Here is a 15,988-nt window from a genome sequence, read left to right on the forward strand (position 1 = left end):
AGAATAAATAAAGAAAAATAAAAGGTTTGACAACTTTATTTGAGCATGGTATGATCTATCTTGTCGCTAAGAAAGATTGATTCTTTTGAAATAGACGACAAATATATATGCGGTCGTGGCGGAATTGGCAGACGCGCACGGTTCAGGTCCGTGTGGGCTAACCCCCCGTGGAGGTTCGAGTCCTCTCGACCGCATCCATTTAGAAAAGGTTTATAGAATTGCTCTCGTAGCAGTTTTATAAGCCTTTTCTTATGTTTCGGAGTTATTGCAGATTTCCCAGGAAGGACAATGTAAGGACTTGAATTTTATTCAAGTCCTTGAGCAATTCTTTTATAAGTTCAATTTTTAAGATATGATAGAAAGTAACACGTTTTATGATGAAGCTATTGAAAGGTTGGATGGAGAAAGCAACTTTTGCAGGTGGGTGCTTCTGGTGTATGGTGACTCCGTTTGAGGAGCAGCCGGGGATTCATAGTATTGTCTCAGGCTATACTGGAGGGGCGATTTCCGATCCGACCTACGAACAGGTTAAAACAGGAACAACAGGGCACTATGAGGTGGTGCAGATTACGTTTGATCCTGAGCTGTTTCCTTATGAAAAGCTACTTGAATTGTATTGGCCGCAAACAGATCCTACCGACGGAGAAGGTCAATTTCAGGACCGAGGCACACAATATAAACCTGCCATTTTTTATCATACGGAGCAGCAACGTGAGCTTGCACAGCAATCCAAGGAACAGTTGGTACAAAGCGGACGCTTTGATAAGCCAATTGTAACGGAGATTCTTCCGGCTTCGATTTTTTATCCGGCAGAGGATTATCATCAGGATTATCACAAGAAGAATGTGAAACATTATAAGGAAGATCGAGCCCAATCCGGTCGTGATGAATTTATCGACAAAAACTGGTAATCGGCTTTAATATACGTTATTATGCGCACTTCAAGGCAGATCAGAGATTATATCTCAGATCTGCCTTGTACATATTTAAACGGTTTTACTCACACAATGAAGGGACAGAGAAGGAGGCTGACCCGCAAATGAGTACACGACGGAAGCTGCACATGAGAAATATCATAAAAAAGGCTTTAAAAGCATCACGCAGCCGGAAGGATTCGTCTTATGCGCTTGCACACCATGCAAGATCTAGAATGCAAATAATTGTAGTGCTTTGTATTTCAGTCTGTATGTTATTTATGATCTGTAAAACTGCTGTTGCCGAAGCAATAGACCAGCAGAACCAGCAGCAAAAAAGGGTTGCTGTCATTATTGATGATTTAGGGAACAATATGAAAGGTACCGAGGAGATTCTAAATTTACCCGTCAAAATCACCGTTGCTGTCATGCCCTTCCTGCCAACAACCAAACAGGACGCTATGGAAGCGCATAAGCGTGGTCATGATGTTATCGTCCATCTTCCAATGGAGCCCAAGCAGGGCAAGCCTGAATGGCTTGGACCTGGAGCAATCAAGGCTAATATGACGGATGAAGAAGTACGCGCCAAGGTGACAGCAGCAATTAAGGATGTTCCTTATGCCATAGGAATGAACAACCATATGGGCTCCAAGGTCACCTCAGACAAGCGCATTATGTCCGTCGTTCTTGATGTTTGTAAGGAATATGGACTATTTTTTGTTGATAGCCGTACTAATTATTGGTCAGTGGTGCCTGAACTTGCCGCTAAAAAGGGAATGCCACCGGTGCGAAATGATGTTTTTTTGGATGATGTTCATACACTCGCTCATGTGAATCGGCAACTTAGTAAAGTGGTCGAATGGTTGGCAGAGCACGACACCTGTGTAACGATTGGACATGTCGGCGTGTCCGGCATGTATACCTCCTCAGGGCTTCATTCATCGGTCCCTAAATTAAAGGAGCATGCACAATTTGTCGGTATTAGCGATCTGGTGCGTGATGTATGGGGATGGACAGGAGACCCAGCCACGAATACTACCATGCCGTCAGATGCGCAATAATGCCTTCGGCAATAGCTTCAGCAATCCTTTTTTGACCGTGATCCCCGGAAAGCATGGCTCTGTCCTGCTCGTTGCTGATAAATCCGGTTTCCACTATTACAGCGGGATGTTGGATTTTATTCAGAAGATAAAAGGGTTTTCCATATATGGTTTGTCTATTCATGCAAAATAAGCGGTTTAATGAATGCTGAATCCGTTCAGCTAACAGATAGCTGCTGCCTTCATCCTGATACAGCACAATGGGTCCGCGTTTTTCGGCACGTTTGGTCCAATTGACATGCAGACTGACAACCAAAGAAGTAGGCAGTTGCTCTGTCAGGCTTTTACGTTGGGCGAGATCTTTAAGATGCCGCGATTTGGACTGCAACCAACGGTTATCATCACTCAGTGCGTAGTCCTTGTCCCGATTCAGGACAGCAGGGTAACCCTGGGAACGTAAGATCAAGTATAGTTTTTGAGCAATAGCAAGATTGATATCTTTTTCCAGAAGTCCTTTGTGACTTGCTCCACCATCCACACCACCATGACCTACATCTATCAGGACCACGGGTTTGGCAAAAGCGTGATAGGACCGGTTAAACGGGGGTTCTGTATGCTTGTTTATTTCGGTGCTTTTCTCTTCAGGCTGAGTAGTTGCATAAGCAAACGGGGTAAATACAGCACTACAAAGGAGGCAAAAACTTAACCCCAGCCCGGCCAGGCACATCTTCTTTAACTTTTTATTCAACACGTTCTATTCCTCCAATGGACGAATTGATTGTTTACTGAAAACCATGCATAACAGACGTCAAACCTAAAGTAGCGTAGCTGTCTTCAAATATAACAATAAGCCTTGAGGAAACTGTTATATTGAAGATAGTATGTTCCATTTAAGGGAAACCATGCATAGTTATCCCGCAAGGGTTAGAGCTGCTGAAAACTGTGCAAGCTAGTGGTATCTGAACCTAACGTGTAATTTGGTATTTCCAAGATACGGTGATCGGAAATGTTAGGTCAGATGAAGGAGGTCATGGAGGATGGCGAAGAGTGACGAACTGGTGACGTATATTACAGAGCGGATTGTGCGTTATATGGAAACGCCGCGCGATGTTCGACGCAGCCAAAAACAAGCCAAGGAGCCGTGGGTAAGCAAATGGTTTGGAATGTTGCCTCTCGCTCTAAAAATGTGGATAAAATCCACACGCAGAGGGCGAAGAGAGCAACGTTAAACACGCCAAAGAGACCACAAGAGGCATGGGTATGCCATTTGAGGTCTCTTTTTATGTTGTTTAGGGATAATTTCGAATTATTTTTAATGGTCCTAAAATTACTAAGATACCAAACGGTAAAATTGACCATGAGGCAACAGTTGTTTTAGGGGCACAAATCGGGAAAGACCATCGTGGTAGGTTAATGCATATAAAATGGGTTCGGACGGATGATCTGTAGATACCCAAGCTTGAAACCCGCTAATGGATAAGGGTCCCCCAAAGGCAAAATTGATGCTTGTGGCTGAAAAAATCATACGTGGTGAATTACTTAGCGCGTCCATAAATTGGTCTGTGTCATGAATGGAAAGTTTTTGCTTAGGTTGGAGCCAGCCCAGATCCTCATAGGGATCGAAAGGATCAGACGAGACAGTAACTGCTTGGGCCTGAGTTTTCAAAAAGGGTATAGATGAAGAAATCGCGTTGTTCTGAAGCTTATGTTTCCAGCTCCCATCTGTTACTTCTGCAGGTAGCGGATCGCCAGTAACCGCATCAATACATATTTGGCTACCCGTAGAGGAACGTACCTGCCAGTAGGCTAATAGAGGTTCCTCATACATAGGTGTAATTTGTAGCTTGTCGATAGAAGAAAATTCGGTTTCTGTGAGCGACTTCAGGGATTGGCGAAGTATATCCATACTATAAGGTCCGCCTGGCCCATTCCCGTATTCGTTGAGTTGATAAGAGCCGTTTGAGTCTGATCCGATAATCAGGTAGCCAATGTATTCTCCTGCATGGTTCACTTGAACAAGCCAGCTATGGGTTCCAGGTCCGAGCGGATGGTAGCTGAGCTCGGCGTCTTTCCACGAAGCAAAAGGGGCTTGCGACGATAGAGATTGTACGGTATCGCTCGCTGCCCGTTTCACGTCCTCAGGCACCCCTTGCTGCTGAGTAGGAGGCTTTGATGAAACGTCACCCGGGGATGTGGAAGAAGTAGAAGGGCTCCTGGATTCCATTGGAGGAACATGGGAGCTTTCGTTGTAGTTGGGTGCTGAGCTTACATTGCTTTCTTGAACGGCTGAGGGAGCCGCATGAATGGAAGCGAACGGACAGACTGCGGACAGGCCGATCAGCACAGCTGCGATCATACCTACGCTATAATGCCCGGAATGATTTTTTTTCAATGGAATCCACCTTTCTGTCGGATGGCTTGCCGACGGAGGCATTCTTTTTTAACTAGCATACAGCTTGTCCGATGAAAAGACTGCTGCACTCTGTCGGCGCAAATGTCGTATCCAGGTTCGCTTTTTGCTGTCGATACATAGGAGACAGGTTAGACTATGCTTGTGTTTGCAGCAGCAGAAACTGATGTAGGCTGAAGCAAGATGTTACAACTTGACGACATGTCTGCAACTAACCTGCGAAGGAGCGTGAGATATCAGTTACCGCAGATGAAATATGCCGCAGTTAATGGCGGATACGAGTACCTTTGGCTCATATTGCCAAACCATTTCTTTACGACGGGCTTGATGCTGCTCTAATACGGATTCTTTTTTATCCTCTTCCTCTTTCTGTTCCTTGATTAGATCTTCGTAGTAGTGGTCAATAACCTCTAGCTCCTCGCGCAGTCGTTCCTTCGCCTGCTCAGCCCAATCATAATCTTGCTGTCGGAGCTGTTCGGTGAGATAGCTTTCAAGCGAGGTGGAAGCCTCAGGGACAGATAGCTGCGCTGGCTGTACATGCATATTGCCTGCCAGCAGCGGGCTGAGCTGCCGGGTTTCGAGCATAGCGCCAAAATTAGCTACAATAGTGCCACTTTTGAGTGAAATACCTAGCCAATGAAGTTCCTCGCGCTTCAAATCGCAGGCAAACTCAATCTTGTAGCAGACGCTGAGCCAAGCTTCATAGACTACAGGAGAACGGGCAGACAACTGACGGGCATCCGGCTGCTCGAACAAATAAACATATTTTCCTCCATCCCGAGCAGCTTCAAAAATTTGATGCAGCCGACGGCTTCCGTATCGGAGCTCCTCCTGCATAATGCGACCAGGCCCTAATTGCGGTAACGTCGGTACATGACCGAAGTAACGCCCCATGACCTGATCTTGTGCTGCGTTGCCAGCTACAGGAGCTGGTGGCGTCTGATCCGCTAAACGTTCCTGTTCTGTCCGATAGGCTTCCCCATCAAAGATGAATGTGAAGGACATGGTTTGCGCTGGAACGCCAGTACGCTCTACGTATCCCCAATAGTAGGGGCGATTTGTCAAGGCTTTATCTGCCTCTGGAGACAGCTTGACAGTTACATGGTGGGGAGACCTCTCAATGATGCTGCACCCAGTAGATTCCAGATAAGTGTGGACAAAACGCTGGACTTGCTGTGCATTCATAGTCAAGGCTAGCGCCCCCCTTTCACACTGCGTCGAGCTTTGGTTGGAGGAACTGCATCACCTGCTAAGCCTAACAAATCCTCGGTAACACTTGAGCTTACTCCTGTTAGCCGTCCTTTAAGCTGTTTTGTTCCAGGTGACTTATCGGTTACTACATTTGGAGAGACTGACGGGTCTGTGCGTATTTGTGCTATTTCTTGTTTGATGGAATCCAGCGAGTGGCCCAACTTTTGCATTTTTCTACGAATCTCATCATCACTACTGGACTCAAGCATGATTTTATATAAACTCTTTTCAATGGATTCTTTTTTCTCAAACTTTTCCAGAATAACGTCCAATCCGCCAATGACCATCTCAAACATATTAATCTTTTCATGCAGAAGGTGCAGGATATGCTCTTCAATCGTTCCGGTAGTGGATAGGTTGAAGATATTTACGTCATGCTTCTGTCCAAGTCGATGCACCCGTCCAATCCGCTGTTCCACGCGCATGGGATTCCACGGCAAATCGAAGTTAATCATGTGGTGACAAAATTGCAGATTAATGCCTTCACCGCCTGCCTCAGTAGCAATCATGACCTGAATGCGACCACGGAACAGATCCATCATCCAATCTTTGCGGCCCCGGTTCATACCGCCTCGGTAAGGAACAGCAGACAGTCCGCGATCCCGGAAATAGTTTAGTAAATACTCCTGTGTGGCCCGATATTCTGTAAAAATAATCACTTTTTCGTTCATCTTCCGGATGAGCTCCAGTGCTTTTTCTGCTTTGGAATTGGCCTTGATCGCTTTAATGTGTGCGACCAAGTCCCAAACACGATCGCGTAGGGGAGAGTCAGGAGCCATCTTTTTGGACAAATTGACCAGCGTGACGAACACAGCGTCCCGGCTACTGCACACCTCCCGTTGAAGGGTAACGAGAGACAGCATGCTACTTAAATTTCCGCCATTCGCCTGATATTGTTCTTTGACAAAAGAGGTCACCCCATCGTACAGCGCTTGCTCTTCTGGCGAGAGTTCCAAGTGAATGTTGGAAACATTTCGTTTAGTGAATTGAACCGGACCTTCTCCACGACGATTGCGGATCATGACTTTAGACAGCTCATCCTTGAGCTGGTCTTCATTTTTGGGCAGACGTTTATCTACAACAAAGTTGGCTGAAAAATCGCCTTGTCTTCCCAATTGACCGGGCTTGAGTAACGTGATCAGATTAAACAGCTCAGATAGATCGTTTTGTACAGGTGTGGCTGTCAGGAGCAAACAATATTTTTTACGCAACTTCATAATGAACTGGTAGTTGGATGTTTTTTTATTCTTCAGCTTATGAGCCTCGTCAATAATGAGCAGGTCATAATCGGTATCTAGCAGGATGTTACTATGTGGCTCCCGTTTGGCCGTATCCATAGAGGCCACGACGACCTCGGAAGACCAGGAATACGCTTTTTTCTGGGCGACTGCGGGAATGCCGAATTTGCTATTCAGCTCACGCACCCATTGCAGAACCAGAGAAGCGGGTACAAGAATAAGCACTTTGGAAGCCAGCCCGCGAACCAGATATTCCTTAAGGATCATTCCGGCTTCAATCGTTTTGCCTAGGCCGACCTCATCGGCAAGAATGGCACGTCCAGACATCTCAAACAGTACCTTTCGAGCGGTATCGAGTTGATGGGGCAGTGGAGTGAGGTCTTGCAAATGCTGAAGACATTGAAGCTCATCAAAGCTCGGCACCAGCTTGGCCTTTTCCGCCTCGATTGCCAGCTGATACAGATCCCAATCTCCCCAAGGACCTCCCTTGTGCAGGCGTTGGTCCAGCTCGTCCTGCCAGCTGCGGTCAAATTGTATCGGAACAGGCAATGGTGCTTGGCTTTGTGCGTGCTGGGAACTTGTCGGTTTGGCTTTCATGATGATTCCCTCCCTCCTAGTAGTAGCACCGTTGAAGCTCTTGGCTCTGTCACATATATGACATCTATTTTGCACAGATCGTAGATGTAGTATGGACGGAAAAAGATATCTTCATAACAGGAGGGATAAAATCCTTTAGCTGCCTTCCATTAACTTTTGGAGTTTACTTTCCGTAGAAGTTTGCGCATTGGGGGTGTATATGCTGCAACGGAGATCGACACTGCCTTGTACCTGAAGGGAAGTCAGGTCAAATAACATTTTGCCAGCCTTAGCATGACGAAATTCAATGAGCACTTCTGGAGCGGAGCTTACCTCACTCTGATTCCAAAGCTCGTTAAACTCTGGGTAGGCCTGACTCATGTTTTGTATAAACTGAGCATACCAGGGGTCTGTCACGTATTGCCCGTAATAAGCGCGGAATATAGCAAGAAACCCCTTTACAAAGTGTTCCCAATTCACAGCCAGACTTTTAAACTCCTTTTTGGTAAATAGCAGTTCGATCATATTTCGCTGCTCATGTGGTAGTTCGGCAAAATCCATAAAAACATGAGCAGCAGCTTCATTCCAGCCGACAATATGGCAGCGCCGATCTGAAATAATAGCAGGACAGTAGTGCAACTCTTGTACGATCTTTTGCAAAGATGGAGAAATGATCGCTTGTTCTTCAGGAGCAGGAAGGTTATGAGACCCGGCTTCCAGCGCTAAATCGTACAAATATTTACGCTCATCCGTGTTCAACTGCAAGGCAGCAGCAATAGCATCCAGCACGGAGGCAGAGACCTTAATATCCCGCCCCTGCTCCAGCCAGGTATACCAGGTTGTACTGACACCTGCTAGTTGAGCGACTTCTTCTCTGCGTAAACCTGGTGTTCTGCGACGTGATCCAGGGGGAAGACCAACCATATGCGGATGGAGGCGGGCCCTTTTTGTTTTCAGAAAAACAGATAGTGCTTCCAGACGTGCTTCCGTTTTCATTAGATATTTTCTCTCCATTCGATGAGTGTATCTGAAGTAATTAGGCGCTTACTATAGTAGTGTTCATTATACCAGGATAAACAAACACTTGTAATAGGATAAGACGAGGGTAAAATGAGGATTATAAGTAAGCCATCGAGCAGGAGGAATGAATAGCTTATGCAAAGAGTAGTGATAACAGGTATGGGTGTCGTTTCGCCATTGGGCAATGAAGTAGGCACGCTGTGGAACAATTTGCTGGAAGGCAATTCAGGTATACGTAAAATAGATTCATTTGATGTGTCCGATTTAAAAGCACAAATTGCTGGACTGGTACAGGATTTTGATGCAGAAAAGCAGTGGGGCCGTAAGGATGCCAGACGAATGGATCGATTTACCCAGTTTGCATTATATGCGGCAGAGCAAGCGCTCAAGGATTCTGGTCTGGAACTGGATCACACTGATCTGGAGCGTGTAGGTGTCTATGTGGGGTCAGGAGTCGGCGGTTTGGATTCGTTGGTAGATAATGTGGACGTGCTGTTACATCGTGGTCCGGGTAGAGTTAGCCCAACGCTGGTACCTATGATGATCTCGAATATGGCTGCTGCACAAATAAGTATCGCGTTCGGAGCGATGGGTCCTACGCTTTCACCTGTAACGGCTTGTTCTATTGGGAACACTGCAATTGGGGAGGCGTTTCGGACCATTCGTACAGGAGATGCAGATGTCATTTTTGCCGGCGGAGCTGAAGCAGCAGTGTCCCGATTGGCCTTGGCAAGCTTCGCTAATGCAACTGCCTTGTCAACACGTAACGAGGAGCCTTCTACAGCAAGCCGACCGTTCGATCAGGATCGTGACGGCTTCGTCATGAGCGAAGGAGCGGGTATCCTGGTACTGGAGTCGCTGGAGCACGCTACCCGGCGTGGGGCGGAAATCTATGGTGAGGTCATCGGTTATGGAGCGAGTTCGGATGCCTATCATATGGTTGCACCGCATCCTGAAGGAACCGGAGCTTACCTAGCAATGAAAGCTGCCCTTCATTCGGCTCGCATCTCCCCTGAAGAAGTGGATGTGATCAGTGCCCATGCAACGAGTACGGCTGTAGGGGATATTGCTGAGACCTTGGCGATCCACAAGCTATTTGGTGAATATGCCTATCAGATACCGGTTACCGCGAATAAGTCCATGCTAGGTCATATGCTAGGAGCCGCAGGCGGTGTCGAAGCAATTGCGCTTGTTCAAAGTCTTCGGGAAGGTATCATTCCGCCAACGATGCATCTGGATAATCCCGACCCTGCTTGCGATCTGGATTATGTACCTAACGAAGCACGCAAGGCTCCACTAAATATTGGGTTATCTAATTCTTTCGGCTTTGGAGGTCATAATGCGGTCATTGTGCTGAAACGCTATGAGTCATAATACGTAATGAGTTTTGAACCTCAGGTGCTCTATCCGACTGGATCTAGCATCTGAGGTTATTTTAATCTAGGCATGATAGATTCAATTTAAATAAGAGATAGAGTAAGATGGAGGGAAACATTTGGAGGGACGGGAAGTCATGATCATAATCAGGAACATAGAGCCAGCAGACGCTGAAGTATATTGGAATTTAAGACTGGAAGCCTTAAAAATGAACCCCGAAGCTTTTGGAACCTCCTACGAGGAAGCTGTACAAGTTTCGTTAGCTGATGTAGTGAAGCAAATACAAAATAAGAGAGACCATTACATACTTGGTGCATTTACAAAGGATCATCAGCTCGCTGGTATGACCGGATTTAGAAGAGAACACAAAATAAAGACACAGCATAAAGGTGCGATTTGGGGAGTTTATGTACCACCGATTTACCGAGGTCAGGGGATCGCTAAGAAACTTTTATTGGAAGTTATCAGTCGAGGTAGAAAAGTGGAAGGATTGAAACAAATCAATCTGAGTGTGGTGGCTGCCAATCAAGCAGCTATCGAGCTTTATAGGAAATTGGGGTTTAAAACCTATGGTATTGAAAAGAACGCTTTGGAATATCAAGGTCAGGGGTATGATGAGGAACTCATGGTTTATTTTTATTAAGGGTGAAAGGTTTTGAAAACATGAAAATTGATCGATTGCTTTCTATCGTCATTTTGCTGCTGAAAAGAAATAGAATACAAGCAAAAGAACTCGCTGATTTGTATGAGGTTTCGATTCGGACGATTTATAGAGATATTGAAGCGATTAGTCTGGCTGGTATCCCAGTAGTAACTTTTCAGGGAGCAGGTGGAGGAATCGGCCTGATGGAAGGATATCGCCTGGATCGTAGTATGTTGACGGATCATGATATCAAGGACATTGTGATGGGCTTGCAGAGTTTGTCCTCGTCGTTGGGCGGTCCCAACGTATCCCGGTTACTTCATAAATTTGAAAGCATTATACCAGAGTCTGAAAAAGAGCAATTTAGTGTCCGTACCACACAGTTTATCGTCGATCATTCGGGATGGGGAAATCAGTCTGTCCAGGAAGCCAAATTAATCAAGATAAAAGAGGCAATGAGTCAAGCCCGTACGGTTGCTTTTACCTATCGAAATGCGGAAGGAGCCCGAACAGAACGGGATGTGGAACCGCATACGCTTGTGCTGAAAGGGCAACAATGGTTTGTGTATGCGTATTGTCCCGACAGGGGGCAATTTCGGTTGTTCAAGCTTTCCCGTATGAATGAGCCTGTGGTTACAGAGACGGCTTTCACTCGCAGGGATCTTTCTAATGAAGTGCTGCCGTGGAATGAGGGGCGGATGACGGCATCCAGCGCTGTACAACCATTTACGCTACAATTTAACCGCACCTCAAGACATCTGGCGGAGGATTGGTTTGGTGTGGAAGCATTGAACGAGCAGGAGGAAGGGATTTACACGGTTTCAGTCCCGTTTCCTGAGGATGCGTGGGTGTACGGGTTTATTTTAAGCCTCGGACCGGATGTGATTGTCAAAGAACCAGCCCATTTGCGAGACAAGATTTATAAGATGGCGTTGCGTATTGCGTCTAATTATGAAGAAGAACAGAAATTATAAAATAATTATTAGACTAAAGTAAAACGAACCTGACCCATAGTTGTCAGGTTTGTTTCGTTATACTGGTGGCATACCAGATACGAATTGGCGAAAGGGGATTTACGAGAATGGATAAAGCTTGTCAAAGTTGCGGGATGCCACTGGAGCATGAGGGTCAATATGGGACGGATGCACAACATCATAATACAGATGAGTATTGCAAGTATTGTTACAAGGAAGGTGCATTTGTACAGCCTGACTTGACGATGGAGGGAATGATCCAGCAGTGTGTGCCGATCATGGTAGAAGAGGGGATGCAGGCAGAAGAGGCGATTTCGATGCTGCGTAATTATCTACCAAACTTGAAGAGGTGGCGATCTTCAGAGGATGCAGAGCTTCAATTTGATGGCCCCATTCGGGAGGAGTACCGAGGTGAAATCCATTTAATTGGACTAAAAGCACGTACAAATAATCAGAAGGAACAAACGTCCCACGGGATCATTCCAAACATGTGGGAACGTTTTGTAGGTGAGGATGTGGCAGGCCGGATCAGAGGTCCTCATGGACTTGCTTCCGTCTATGGTTGCTATACTGACTATGAAAATGGAGCTTTGGGCGAGTATACATTTTTTATCGGAAAGGAAGCGGCTGAGGATTTCCAAGCTCCTGACGATCTTGAAGAACTTGTAATTCCGGCTGCACGCTACGCTATTTTTCAGGCAACCCATGAACCTTCTTCTGTCTTCCGTGTATGGCAGACAATTTGGGCATGGGCCGCGACGGGACAAGGGGAGCGGACCTACACAGGTGATTTTGAAGTGTATGGCAATCCAGATGAACCTGTTTTGATTTATATTGCAATCAAGTGATGGTTTACAGTGATAGAAGAGAACCGCCTAGGCCGTTGTTGAGGCCCAGGCGGTTTTTCGTTGATCCCATCCATATGGATGTACCATCAAGTTGAACGTCGAGTCATCGCCCAAAAAATGAGAGCCAGAGCACTGACACCCGCCCCCAATAGGCAAACTCCGTTCCACCCAGCATAGGTATACATGTGAGTGGAGGTAATGGCTCCAGTGGCGCTACCGATGGAATAAAAGATCATGTAGCCTGCGGTAAGTCGGCTCCGTGCTTCAGGGCGAACGTTGAAAATCAAGCTCTGGTTAGTGACATGTACAGCCTGTACGGCCAAATCCAAAAGAATGACACCAAGAGTTAAAGCGAATAGAGAATGCTCGGTGTAGCGTATAGGTAGCCAGGACAGCAGTAATACAACTAGTGCGATACCTGTCGTTCGTTGTCCCAAGCCTTGATCAGCAAGTCGCCCTGCTTGGGCTGCTGCTAATGCTCCGGCGACTCCAGCCAGGCCGAAGGCCCCAATTGCAGTGTGTGAAAGAGACAATGGGGGAGCACTAAGAGGTAATACAAGCGAAGTCCACAATATGCTGAACGCTGTGAAAATAAGCAGCGCAAGGACAGCACGAATACGCAGAATTCGTTCTTGGACGAACAGTGCGATAACCGAGCGAAGCAGCTGCGTATAGGAGAGTGTGGCGCTTGTGGGTTCGTTCTTTGGGAGTACTCGCAATAGAGCCACAGCCATAAACAGCGTAAGTATAGCAGAAATAAGGTAAACTGAACGCCAGTCTGCCAGATCAGTTAATACACCAGCAACGGTTCGTGCGAGTAAAATGCCGATAACGACTCCGCTGGTTACCAGTCCTACGACCTGCCCGCGTTCAGTCGGATGAGCCAAGGTCGAGGCGAATGCCACGAGTGTTTGAGTCACTACAGCCAGCAGCCCAACCATTGCCATGCCCATAAGCAGTATTGTACGGGTAGGGGCAAAGCTAACCAGGATTAATGCCAGCACAGATAGCAGCATCTGTCCTGTAATCAAGCGCCGCCTGTTCAAGAGATCGCCAAGCGGGACGAGTAGCAGCAGTCCTAACGCATAACAAATTTGCGTGACGGTAATAACGATACCGACCGATGAGTGTGTAATGCCAAACTCGTGCGCCAGCGCATCCAGTAATGGCTGTGCATAGTAAATGTTAGCGACAGCCAGCCCGCAGGCGATGGCAAACAAGAGCGCCACAGACCGGGATAGGACCGGAATGGGAGCTATTTCGGCAGTGCTGGCTACCGTTTGATGGGGGAGCAGTATCGCTTTTTCTTCTGACGTCTTCATTTTCACATACCACGTCGCTTTCTGTGATTTACATACCAATCAGTATAATATACTGATTGGTATGTAATAATTTTAGGTCAATATAACTCTCGTAAATAAGATTTGTCAAGAGTTTAACCCGTACTTATTTGACAGCCGCTTCTGAAGATCATACAATCTTAATATACTGAACGATACAAAAAGAAGGGGTTAAATATGGTTCGACCACGAGAATTTGATGAAGATCAAGCGTTGGATGCAGCGATGCAAGTTTTTTGGGAAAAGGGATTCGAGGCCACGTCTTTAAGTGATTTGACCTCCCGTATGGGAATACAACGCCCCAGCATATATGCTGCCTTTGGGGATAAAAAGCAATTATTCGAAGCTGCGCTGCGTAAATATACGCAATCTCATGCAGCTTGTGTAAGGGCTAAACTGCAAAATAGTTCATCTGTAAAAGAAGCATTTTACAATTTTTTTGGGGGAGTGGTGGCGGAAGAGTACGAGAAGGAGTCTAACAAGGGATGTTTTTGCATCAATACAATGGTAGAGTTAGCCCCTCATGATGAGAGGTTTGAAATTTTAACCAGAGAACATCAGATGTATCTTTCTGCTGTCTTTCAGGCGACCCTCGAACGTGGTATTCAATCTGGGGAGCTTGAGGTGACTATGGATGCACGAGCTTTGGCACATACTTTAGTCTCTTTGTTAATCGGGATAACTGTGATGATGAAGTCACGCCCAGCGCGTTCTTTTGTGGATCATGCGGTTGCGACCGCACTTATGTTGCTGGATGGAAAATAATTTAGGACAGGAGAACACTTGGATGCCACACATAAAAGCTATTCAAACACCGCTTGGTGAATTGCATGGACGGGATGCGGTCTATTTGGATCAGGTTCATATGAATTATGTAAAAAAAGAGCTGGTTTTGAAGGGAGAGATTAATGGGAGTTTAGCGCCGGAAGCAGTAGACGATTTTGTACCCTATGAGCTCATATTTACAGGAGTCTATTACTTTAATATGATTGAACTGGATGTGGCTCTAGACATGTCTGAGCAGAAGTATGCGCAAGGTAGCAGTTTTGACGAGCTTACAGATACGCCAATATTAGCGACAATAGCTAGTGCACGGGGGAAAAATCTAAGACACTTTCTGTTGAAAACCTATGACGATATATTAGAAATCGCTTGTAGAGACTATAAGATGGCTATATAACAAAGCTGGTTTTTAGAAGAGAAGGAGGATCAATGGATACCCAAATTGAACGATTTAACGTGATCATACGTGTGGTGCAAGGGGATATTACCCGTTGTAAGGCGGATATTATCGTCAATGCAGCAAATACAAGCTTGCTGGGTGGCGGTGGTGTAGATGGTGCGATTCATAGAGCTGGTGGTCCGGCTATATTGGAGGATTGTGTCCGTATCAGAAACAAACAAGGGGGATGTCCAGTAGGAGGTGCGGTTTATACGACGGCTGGCAAGCTGGATGCCCAATATGTTGTTCATACGGTCGGCCCAGTCTGGAATGGTGGCGACCATCAGGAAGAAGAACTATTGGCGACATGCTACCGTCATACACTGCAATTGGCTCTAGAACTGAATGCACGCAGCATTGCTTTTCCCAATATTAGCACAGGCATCTACCGATTCCCAAAAGAAAAGGCGGCCGAGATTGCTATACAGGAAGTGACATGTTTTGTACAGGAACATGCTGGGTTGAATGAGATTATTTTTGTTTGTTTTGATGCGGAAAATGCTCAGTTATATAGCCGTAAGCTATAGTCACCTAAAGATTAATCTTTTAGTATACATACTTAAGCTCCTCATTTACCTTAATCCAACGAATGAGTTGATGTAAGAGTGCTCAACTGGAGGTGTGTTATGCTGGCTAAGCTGGTAAATAAGATCCCGCGGGATTGGCTTGTATTCATGTATAAGCATACGCCGTTTACTCGATTGAAAAATGCTTTGGTGTACCGGGCACAACATAAATTTTTAATTGCTGTGCTGGGCATTTTCACGAATGAGGCCGGGGAAGTGCTGCTATTAAAGCACGTATACCGGAAGCAGCCGTGGGGGATTCCCGGCGGCTGGATGGAGCTAGAGCAGCCGGAAATTGCCCTGCGGCGCGAAGTCCGGGAAGAAACCGGGCTGGAGGTAGAGATCACCTCATTGGCGCAAGCCCAGTTTGGCCAGTTGCCGAACCGTGTGGATCTTATTTTTACAGGCCGGGTGATCCCGGGTACCTTTCGACCAAGCGCTGAAATCTCCGACATTTGTTATTGCCGCGTAGGGGAATGGCCGGAAGGTTTGCCAACACACCAGAAAAAGCTTATTCAGAAGTTGCTGAAGTAAATGTTCACCCCATGCTCATGTTCAGTCCATGTTAT

Annotated in this window: 17 protein-coding genes and 1 tRNA gene; 12 read left to right on the plus strand and 6 right to left on the minus strand. The window is 46.2% G+C overall.

The window, feature by feature from the left end; genetic code table 11:
- The first annotated feature begins 109 nt into the window (after positions 1-109).
- The 3 genes from ACUC6J_RS08905 (at position 110) to ACUC6J_RS08915 (ending at position 1,975) form a co-directional block, all read left to right on the plus strand.
- A tRNA-Leu gene (locus tag ACUC6J_RS08905) sits at positions 110-194 on the plus strand.
- Positions 195-398: 204 nt separating this feature from the next.
- Positions 399-911, plus strand: a complete 513-nt coding sequence (gene msrA / locus ACUC6J_RS08910; protein ID WP_016819146.1) for a peptide-methionine (S)-S-oxide reductase MsrA — start codon at positions 399-401, stop codon at positions 909-911.
- A gap of 128 nt (positions 912-1,039) precedes the next feature.
- Complete coding sequence (locus ACUC6J_RS08915; protein WP_017425825.1) at positions 1,040-1,975, plus strand: divergent polysaccharide deacetylase family protein; 936 nt, start codon at positions 1,040-1,042, stop codon at positions 1,973-1,975.
- Here ACUC6J_RS08915 and ACUC6J_RS08920 read toward each other — a convergent pair.
- Positions 1,950-2,705 (minus strand): N-acetylmuramoyl-L-alanine amidase, encoded by a 756-nt coding sequence (locus ACUC6J_RS08920; RefSeq protein WP_031463257.1) that lies wholly within the window; start codon positions 2,703-2,705, stop codon positions 1,950-1,952. The two genes, ACUC6J_RS08915 and ACUC6J_RS08920, sit on opposite strands and share 26 nt — an antisense overlap.
- Before the next feature lie 286 nt (positions 2,706-2,991).
- Between ACUC6J_RS08920 and ACUC6J_RS08925 the strand changes: the two genes are divergently transcribed.
- Entirely contained in the window at positions 2,992-3,183 is a 192-nt protein-coding gene (locus ACUC6J_RS08925; protein WP_025364580.1) for a YqzE family protein, read from the plus strand.
- A gap of 101 nt (positions 3,184-3,284) precedes the next feature.
- Here the strand turns inward: ACUC6J_RS08925 and ACUC6J_RS08930 are convergent, their stop codons facing one another.
- The 4 genes from ACUC6J_RS08930 to ACUC6J_RS08945 form a co-directional block, all read right to left on the minus strand.
- On the minus strand, positions 3,285-4,346 hold the full coding sequence (locus ACUC6J_RS08930; protein WP_447250083.1) for a hypothetical protein: 1,062 nt from the start codon (positions 4,344-4,346) through the stop codon (positions 3,285-3,287).
- A gap of 258 nt (positions 4,347-4,604) precedes the next feature.
- Positions 4,605-5,555 (minus strand): YqhG family protein, encoded by a 951-nt coding sequence (locus tag ACUC6J_RS08935; protein WP_447250084.1) that lies wholly within the window; start codon positions 5,553-5,555, stop codon positions 4,605-4,607.
- A gap of 2 nt (positions 5,556-5,557) precedes the next feature.
- Positions 5,558-7,450 (minus strand): DEAD/DEAH box helicase, encoded by a 1,893-nt coding sequence (locus ACUC6J_RS08940; RefSeq protein WP_025364583.1) that lies wholly within the window; start codon positions 7,448-7,450, stop codon positions 5,558-5,560.
- Positions 7,451-7,585: 135 nt separating this feature from the next.
- Positions 7,586-8,425 carry a helix-turn-helix transcriptional regulator gene (locus ACUC6J_RS08945; protein WP_016819153.1) on the minus strand — a complete coding sequence of 280 codons (840 nt, stop codon included), beginning with the start codon at positions 8,423-8,425 and terminating at the stop codon, positions 7,586-7,588.
- A gap of 159 nt (positions 8,426-8,584) precedes the next feature.
- Here ACUC6J_RS08945 and fabF point away from each other — a divergent pair, with 159 nt between their 5' ends.
- The 4 genes from fabF (at position 8,585) to ACUC6J_RS08965 (ending at position 12,291) form a co-directional block, all read left to right on the plus strand.
- Positions 8,585-9,823 carry a beta-ketoacyl-ACP synthase II gene (gene fabF, locus ACUC6J_RS08950; protein WP_025364585.1) on the plus strand — a complete coding sequence of 413 codons (1,239 nt, stop codon included), beginning with the start codon at positions 8,585-8,587 and terminating at the stop codon, positions 9,821-9,823.
- 139 nt (positions 9,824-9,962) lie between these two features.
- Positions 9,963-10,469, plus strand: coding sequence for a GNAT family N-acetyltransferase (locus tag ACUC6J_RS08955; RefSeq protein ID WP_447250085.1), 507 nt, complete (start codon positions 9,963-9,965; stop codon positions 10,467-10,469).
- Between the two features lie 20 nt (positions 10,470-10,489).
- Positions 10,490-11,443, plus strand: coding sequence for a helix-turn-helix transcriptional regulator (locus ACUC6J_RS08960; RefSeq protein ID WP_172494061.1), 954 nt, complete (start codon positions 10,490-10,492; stop codon positions 11,441-11,443).
- Between the two features lie 107 nt (positions 11,444-11,550).
- The gene (locus ACUC6J_RS08965) at positions 11,551-12,291 is read left to right on the plus strand and encodes a zinc ribbon domain-containing protein (RefSeq protein WP_025364588.1); all 741 of its coding nucleotides are present in this window, start codon (positions 11,551-11,553) and stop codon (positions 12,289-12,291) included.
- 86 nt (positions 12,292-12,377) lie between these two features.
- Here ACUC6J_RS08965 and ACUC6J_RS08970 read toward each other — a convergent pair whose 3' ends face one another.
- Entirely contained in the window at positions 12,378-13,613 is a 1,236-nt protein-coding gene (locus ACUC6J_RS08970; protein WP_447250086.1) for an MFS transporter, read from the minus strand.
- A 195-nt stretch (positions 13,614-13,808) separates the two neighbouring features.
- Between ACUC6J_RS08970 and ACUC6J_RS08975 the strand changes: the two genes are divergently transcribed.
- The 4 genes from ACUC6J_RS08975 (at position 13,809) to ACUC6J_RS08990 (ending at position 15,953) form a co-directional block, all read left to right on the plus strand.
- Positions 13,809-14,396 (plus strand): TetR/AcrR family transcriptional regulator, encoded by a 588-nt coding sequence (locus tag ACUC6J_RS08975; RefSeq protein WP_017425814.1) that lies wholly within the window; start codon positions 13,809-13,811, stop codon positions 14,394-14,396.
- 22 nt (positions 14,397-14,418) lie between these two features.
- The gene (locus tag ACUC6J_RS08980) at positions 14,419-14,811 is read left to right on the plus strand and encodes a hypothetical protein (RefSeq protein WP_447250087.1); all 393 of its coding nucleotides are present in this window, start codon (positions 14,419-14,421) and stop codon (positions 14,809-14,811) included.
- Positions 14,812-14,843: 32 nt separating this feature from the next.
- Positions 14,844-15,380, plus strand: a complete 537-nt coding sequence (locus tag ACUC6J_RS08985; RefSeq protein ID WP_031463268.1) for an O-acetyl-ADP-ribose deacetylase — start codon at positions 14,844-14,846, stop codon at positions 15,378-15,380.
- A 99-nt stretch (positions 15,381-15,479) separates the two neighbouring features.
- A complete protein-coding gene (locus ACUC6J_RS08990; RefSeq protein WP_016819162.1) occupies positions 15,480-15,953 on the plus strand; it encodes an NUDIX hydrolase in 474 nt (157 codons plus the stop codon).
- Positions 15,954-15,988 lie beyond the last annotated feature (35 nt).

This window comes from Paenibacillus sp. JJ1683 (genome assembly GCF_053006485.1).